This window comes from Algoriphagus sp., assembly GCF_024642405.1.
GTDB lineage: Bacteria > Bacteroidota > Bacteroidia > Cytophagales > Cyclobacteriaceae > Algoriphagus.
Genome location: NZ_JAHEBC010000196.1, coordinates 1 through 7,147, shown reverse-complemented (window position 1 = coordinate 7,147; position 7,147 = coordinate 1). Strand labels below are relative to the sequence as shown.

The 7,147-nt window shown below is 35.7% G+C and carries 3 protein-coding genes; all 3 read right to left on the bottom strand.

Annotated features, from left to right (window positions below):
• Positions 1–2,485: ATP-binding protein (locus Q0L68_RS13775; protein WP_296704219.1), on the bottom strand; the 2,485-nt coding region annotated here is incomplete at its 3' end.
• Between the two features lie 343 nt (positions 2,486–2,828).
• Complete coding sequence (locus tag Q0L68_RS13770; RefSeq protein ID WP_296704216.1) at positions 2,829–5,090, bottom strand: aconitate hydratase; 2,262 nt, start codon at positions 5,088–5,090, stop codon at positions 2,829–2,831.
• A gap of 144 nt (positions 5,091–5,234) precedes the next feature.
• Positions 5,235–6,542 carry a TIGR00366 family protein gene (locus tag Q0L68_RS13765; RefSeq protein ID WP_296704214.1) on the bottom strand — a complete coding sequence of 436 codons (1,308 nt, stop codon included), beginning with the start codon at positions 6,540–6,542 and terminating at the stop codon, positions 5,235–5,237.
• Positions 6,543–7,147 lie beyond the last annotated feature (605 nt).

Below are 7,147 nucleotides of genomic sequence, written 5' to 3'. Positions count from 1 at the left end.
CATTTATTTTCTTAAATAATTCAACAGCATCAATTGGCTTTGCTACAAACCCGTCAAATCCGCATTCATCAATTTTATCCATAATCTCCAATTTGGAAGCCGCAGTAAGCGCAATTATAGGTATATCAGAAAATGATTTTATAGCGACAGTAGCGTCAAACCCATCCATCACAGGCATTTGAATGTCCATTAAAACACAGTCAAATTTCTTTTTTTCAACAGCCTTAATTGCCTCTTCACCATTATAAACCCTCTCATAACAATAGCCCCACTTCTTAATAATTTTACCAAGGACTAAGGCATTTACATCGTTATCTTCTGCCATCAATAAATTTAATGTTCCTGGCTCTGTAAAGTCCTCTTTTTTAGACTTTTTTAAGAATGACTGCTCCTCATCAAGATCAAAATCCAGTTCGAAATAAAAACGACTCCCTTTACCAACTTCCGATTCTAATTGAATAGTACCCCCCATCAAATTCAAAAGTTTACGAGTGATAGAAAGGCCTAAACCAGTTCCACCATATTTTGTACTGAATGATGGCTTAACTTGATCAAAATCGTTAAAAATCAACTCTTGATTCGTTTTGTCAATTCCGATTCCAGTGTCTTTGATCTCGAAATATACTTTTACCTGATTGTCCTTGAAATCTTTTAACAAAACAGTTACATCTACATTGCCTGCTTTGGTAAATTTCAGCGCATTTGTTATTAGGTTGTTTAAAACTTGCGATAATCTTGTTTTATCTCCTTTCAACCAAATATCCAGCCCCTGAGAAATTTTAAGGTCTAACTTATTTTCACTATCTCTTGCATGAAAAGACAAACCTTTAATAATCTGATTTACTAAATTTTGAATATTAAATGGATTTTTCTCAATCTTTAATTTCCCAGCTTCGATCTTTTGGAAATCAAGTAAATCATTGATCATAATGATCAAATTATCAACGGCAAAATTTATGGTATTTAACTCTGTTTTTTGTGAATCGCTTGGATGTTCCTGAAGAAGGGAATAGGTAGAACCAGCAATAGCATTCAATGGAGTTCTTAACTCATGACTGATCATTGAAAGGAAATCAGATTTGATTTGACTTGCCTTTTCTGCTGTTTTTCTTGCTTCATCCAACTTAGCCTCAAACTCCTTTTGATTACTAATGTCAGTTAAATATCCATACCAAACCAATTCCCCATTTGAAAGAACTTGTGGTCTTGCTGCACCTAGAACCCACCTATATTTAGTATCATCAAAATCTACTTTCACCCTAAATTGACATTGCCAAGGTTCTTGTTTTCTGGCAGAAGCCACTGCACTCATGATAACTTTTGGAATATCTAATGAGTGGATCCTAGAAATTGCGTCGGAAATATCTTCAAAATCATTTATTTCTTCAGGATTTATTCCCAAAACGTTACCGATGCCTTTTGAAAGGAAAGAAAATTTCATTTTCCCGTCTGATCCTAACAACATTTGATATAATCCTCCTGGCACTTGATCAGTCAGATTCTTTAAAAATTCACTATTTTCTTCAAGATTTTTTTCTAGACTAACTTTCTCTGAAATATTTCTAAATGTTAAACTAATTAACCCTTGTTCTGCTGATAAAATAAATTTAGATGCAATTTCCAGAGTTAGTTGTTTTCCTTCAGCGTTCAACAACAAAGATGAAAAGCGTTGAACAGTAGCATCTTTTTCTTCATAATGTATCCAATCATTCCATATTTCTGAATCATCGAAAAGAACTCCTAACTCACTTAAATGGGTAAGTTCTTTTTCTATTTTCAAACCAAACAACTTTTTAACTTCTGAATTTGCCAGAAATATTTTACCGTCAGGGTATACAATCATTAAAGGATCTGGTGATTCAATCAACAGTTTTTCCAATAATTTATTCTTAGCCTTTTCTGAAATATCGCGGCCAATAATAAAAAAATGATCTTTAATAAACTGAACAGAGCATTCGATCGTTTTAAGATCACCTTGTTTAGAAATTATCGTTGTCTCAAAAAAAGTCCTTTGAGCTCCCCCACCATTACTTCTCCATAATAATTTTAACTTATCTAAATCGTCTTTGGGAATCAGACTACAGACCTTTCTATTTAATAATTCCTGGGCCTCATAACCTAGAATATCTGAAACTGCTCCGTTAATAAAAGTTAGCTGATCCCCCTTCCCTATAGCCATAATATCTTTAGTAGAACTAAAAAATTTCTTTAGCTCATTGATAGATGGCCAATCAGAATTTTTAATCTCTTTTCCCTTATGGAATAGAAAATAGTTGGACCCGTTTTCATCAGGTGTTTCCATTCTAAAAATATACTTTTTCCCATTAAAAGTCAGAATCGGATCTTCTTTATACAGATAGGCATTCATATCAAGACCTAAACCTGCCAAAGTCTTTTCTTTTAGTGAATCACCGATTTGAGACTGAAATGATTTATTAGTATAGAAAATACTATTTGGGAAAGTATTGTCTGCAAGGAAAACCATTTCCGAGGACTCAGAAATTATTTTTTTGAAGGTGCTATTAATACCCTTTTCTTGCATTGGAAAATTCTGCGAATTTCTGATATCTTTTTATGTTTTAAGGTTTTTAATTAACCAGAAGCGCAAACATACACCTAATTGCATTTCATAACAAATATTTTAATTTATAAATACAGATTATTGTATAAAAAAAATCTTTATCTAATTGTTGCAATTAGATTTTTGGATGAATAGATTAATTTCTATTAAGGGTGGCAAATTTTTATTTTTATCACAAAAAATAACTGAACTCAAAAAAAGCCGGAACATTTAAATATTCCGGCTTTCAAATAAGGTAAGTTGAAAATTATGCTTTTGCTTTTATCAAATTCAATGCGGATCCGGCTTTAAACCATTCAATCTGCGCTTCATTGTAGGTGTGATTTGCCTTAATGATATCCTTGGTTCCATCAATGTGTACAAATTCAAGAGTCAGTTGTTTTTCCGGAGCAAACTGCTCCAAATCCAAGAAGTTAATTGTATCATCTTCCTGAATCTTATCGTAGTCTGCTTCATTCGCAAAAGTCAAACCAAGCATTCCTTGTTTCTTCAAGTTAGTTTCATGAATTCTGGCGAAAGATTTTACCAAAACAGCCTTCACGCCTAGATGTCTTGGTTCCATCGCCGCATGCTCTCTAGAAGAACCCTCACCATAGTTATGGTCTCCAACAACAATAGTGGGAACGCCAGCTGCTTTATAAGCTCTTTGAGTAGCTGGTACTGGCCCATACTCACCAGTCAACTGGTTCTTAACAGAATTGGTGGCATCATTAAATGCATTAACAGCTCCAATCAGACAGTTATCAGAAATATTATCCAAATGCCCTCTAAATCTTAACCAAGGTCCCGCCATAGAAATATGATCTGTAGTACACTTCCCAAATGCTTTGATCAACAACTTTGCGCCTGTAATATTTTTACCATCCCAAGGAGCAAATGGGTCTAATAGCTGAAGTCTATTAGAGTCTGGCTTCACGACTACCTCAACTCCACTTCCGTCTTCTGCCGGAGCTTGATATCCATTATCTTCTACTGCAAATCCTTTTTCTGGAAGTTCATCCCCTACTGGCGGATCTAACTTCACCTCCACACCATCGGCATTAACCAATGTGTCTTTTAATGGATTGAAACCTAAGTCTCCAGAAATTGCGATAGCAGCAACCATTTCAGGAGAAGTTACAAAAGCATGAGTATTAGGGTTTCCATCTGCACGCTTTGAAAAGTTTCTGTTGAATGAATGAACAATTGTGTTTTTCTCTTTTTTATCCGCTCCTGCTCTAGCCCATTGACCGATACAAGGTCCGCAGGCGTTAGTAAAGATAGTTGCATCCAAATCCGTGAAAATTTTCAACAAACCATCCCTATCTGCCGTAAACCTTACTTGTTCAGACCCAGGGTTAATCCCAAATTCAGCTTTAGTTTTTAGCTTTTTGTCAACAGCCTGCTTAGCAATGGATGAAGCTCTAGACAAATCTTCATAAGAAGAGTTAGTACATGAACCGATCAAACCCCATTCTACTTTTGTAGGCCAACCGTTCTTCTCCGCTTCAGCTCGAATTTGAGAAACTGGTGTAGCTCTATCTGGAGTGAAAGGCCCGTTTATATGAGGCTCTAAAGTAGTCAGATCAATTTCTATTACCTGATCAAAATATTTTTCTGGGTTTGAGTAAACCTCATCATCTCCAGTAAGATGTTCTTTTACCTTATTAGCCAACTCTGCCACATCCGCACGATCAGTTGCCTTCAAATAACGTTCCATGGACTCATCATAGCCGAAAGTAGAAGTAGTAGCCCCAATTTCAGCACCCATGTTACAGATTGTTCCTTTGCCGGTGGCAGAAAGTGATTTTGCACCATCCCCAAAATATTCAACAATACAACCAGTGCCTCCTTTTACTGTAAGTATACCCGCCACTTTCAAAATCACATCTTTCGCAGAAGTCCAACCATTCATTTTTCCGGTCAGCTTTACTCCGATCAATTTTGGAAACTTTAGTTCCCAAGCCATACCTGCCATTACGTCCACAGCATCTGCTCCACCAACTCCAATGGCAACCATTCCTAATCCTCCTGCATTTACGGTATGAGAATCTGTTCCAATCATCATTCCTCCGGGGAATGCATAGTTTTCAAGAACTACTTGGTGAATAATACCTGCTCCTGGCTTCCAGAAACCAATTCCATATTTGTTAGAAACTGACTCTAAAAAGTTAAATACCTCACCACTGGCAGTTAAAGAGCTTCTCAAATCTTCTTTCGCTCCATTTTGTGCCAAGATCAAATGATCACAATGTGCAGTTGAGGGAACTGCTACTTTATCTTTTCCAGCCTGCATAAACTGCAAAAGAGCCATCTGTGCTGTCGCATCTTGCATGGCCACTCTATCTGGTGCAAAATCCACATACGATTTCCCTCTTTCAAAGCTTTGTGTTGCATCTCCTTCCCAAAGATGAGCGTAAAGTATTTTCTCTGCTAAAGTAAGTGGCTTTCCAACCACCTTCCTGGCAGCTGCGATACGCTCAGGATACTTTGCGTACACTTCCTTGATCATTTCTATATCAAATGCCATTTGTAAAGGTATTTTTGTTGAATTAAAAGGTTCTGTTTTTACTAGGGCAAATATAGAAATATACCCCAATATTCGGTAGCTCCACATAATCTCAAAAGAGGGGTTTATCCTAATTTTAAACCATTTTCAAAACTTATTGGGGTTTTAAAGGAAGAAATAGATGGCTAGACTTAAGTAAACCAATCCCGATAGACAAAGTATAAAACAATATTTAAACATGTTTTTGGGTTTCACTCCTGTAATAGCCAATAGAGGTAATGCCCAAAACGGTTGTAGTAAGTTTGTGATTTGGTCTCCATATGAGAAAGCCATAACCAACTTCTCAAATGGCACTTGCAATACTTTTCCTGCTTCCATCAAAACTGGTCCCTGAACAGCCCACTGCCCACCTCCTGAGGGGATTAAAGTATTTATTATGGCAGCAGAGAAAAACGAAATTACCGGAATTGATTGCTGATCTGAAAATGAAACCAAATGATTTGAAAACTCAATCAAAAGCCCCGACTTTGTCAATAATCCTAAAATCCCAGCATAAAAAGGAAATTGTATAAATATATCAACAGAAGTTTTTAGCCCGGAAGTAACTGCCGCTGTAAACTTGGAGATAGACTTATAAACAAAAAGCGTTAATCCGAAAAGTGCGAAATTCACAAAATTCAGATCAATTGATGAATTTTCAAGAATAGTTCCTGAAAAATAATTGATCCCTAGTATCAGCAATATTCCTAAACCAATTATTCCACCAAATTTCAATGATTTGCTACCACTAATCGGTAGAAAGGGATCTGGGTTTATTTTCTGATTAGGCCAGGAAACATACTTTTCACAAAAAACCAAAACAAGCAGAAATACAAGGATCAAGCCTCCGGTAATCAATAGGTTAAAAAAACTGAAAATTGTATCTTCTATTGGGATGACTCCTGTAATAGTTACTAAAAAATTATCCGGTTCAGCAACTTTTAAAGGTGCAGATCCCGATAGTCCGCCATGCCAAACTGCCATACCCAGATATCCTGCAGATGCTATTAATGAAAAGTTCGCTTTCTCACCTTTCTCCTCTAGGGCAACAGAAATGAATCTAGCTAGTAATGCTCCTATAATTAATCCGAAACCCCAATTCAAAAGACCTGCAAGCATAGTTATGCTACCTGTACTTAAAACTGCCTGCAAATTATTTTTTGGAATTTGGGCAATTCGGTTTAAAAAATCATGCATTGGTTTAAAAACCGCCAATGCATACCCAAAAACTAAAATCATCATCATTTGAAGAGTAAACCCCAATAGGCTAAAAAAACCTAATTGCCAGTAATTTATAGATGCATTTATTCTCTCCAAAATGGTGTGACCAGAGGTCTTGGAAAGAAAAACTACCAGAAAAAAACAAAAAATCGTAATCCAAATGACAAGTTCAAATGGAGTTGGGAAAGAAAGTTTTTGTTTGTTTTTAATCAATTTGAAGATGGCGGCTTTTTAAGATTAGAATTTAAACTTAATATTATTCTTTTATGAATATCCGCAATTCTGCCAGTATTCTTGTATTAAGATTTATGGCTTGCGAATATTCGTCCAATGACCACAGGCTACAGTAGATAGCAGATAAAATTATGCTTATATCGAATATTTTTTCGGCCAGTGATATGAAGGCGGATATACAAATATTCTTTAATTACTAGTTAAAAATCCTTACCAGAAAACACTTCAGTCAGAAGTCTTAAATGAGATACTTTTACTCCAAAAGGTCAACAAAAAGAAGCCGAAACTGGACTAGGTCTGGTTTTAGTCAGTGAATATGTTGAGAAAAATAAAGAGTTTTAGAAGTGATTAATGTACTTAATTAAGGAACCAAATTCCTGCATACGCTTGCCCAAAGCTCCAAACACTATTTAATTTAATTCAATTAGAAATTTTAATGTGTCAACTTGATCTGCATATTCCCATGGTTCGGGGTTTTGAGCATTTCCAAACGAAATAGCATCTGTCCAATAATTTGTGTCAGAAACAAAGCATTGGATTTTATTTTTTTGGGATTCAAGCTTATTTTTCAGTTCTTCTTTTGA

Bases quoted from the DNA above. Each gene is read 5' to 3' on its own strand.
- Q0L68_RS13770 (WP_296704216.1), bottom strand. From the start codon at position 5,090: ATGGCATTTGATATAGAAATGATCAAGGAAGTGTACGCAAAGTATCCT.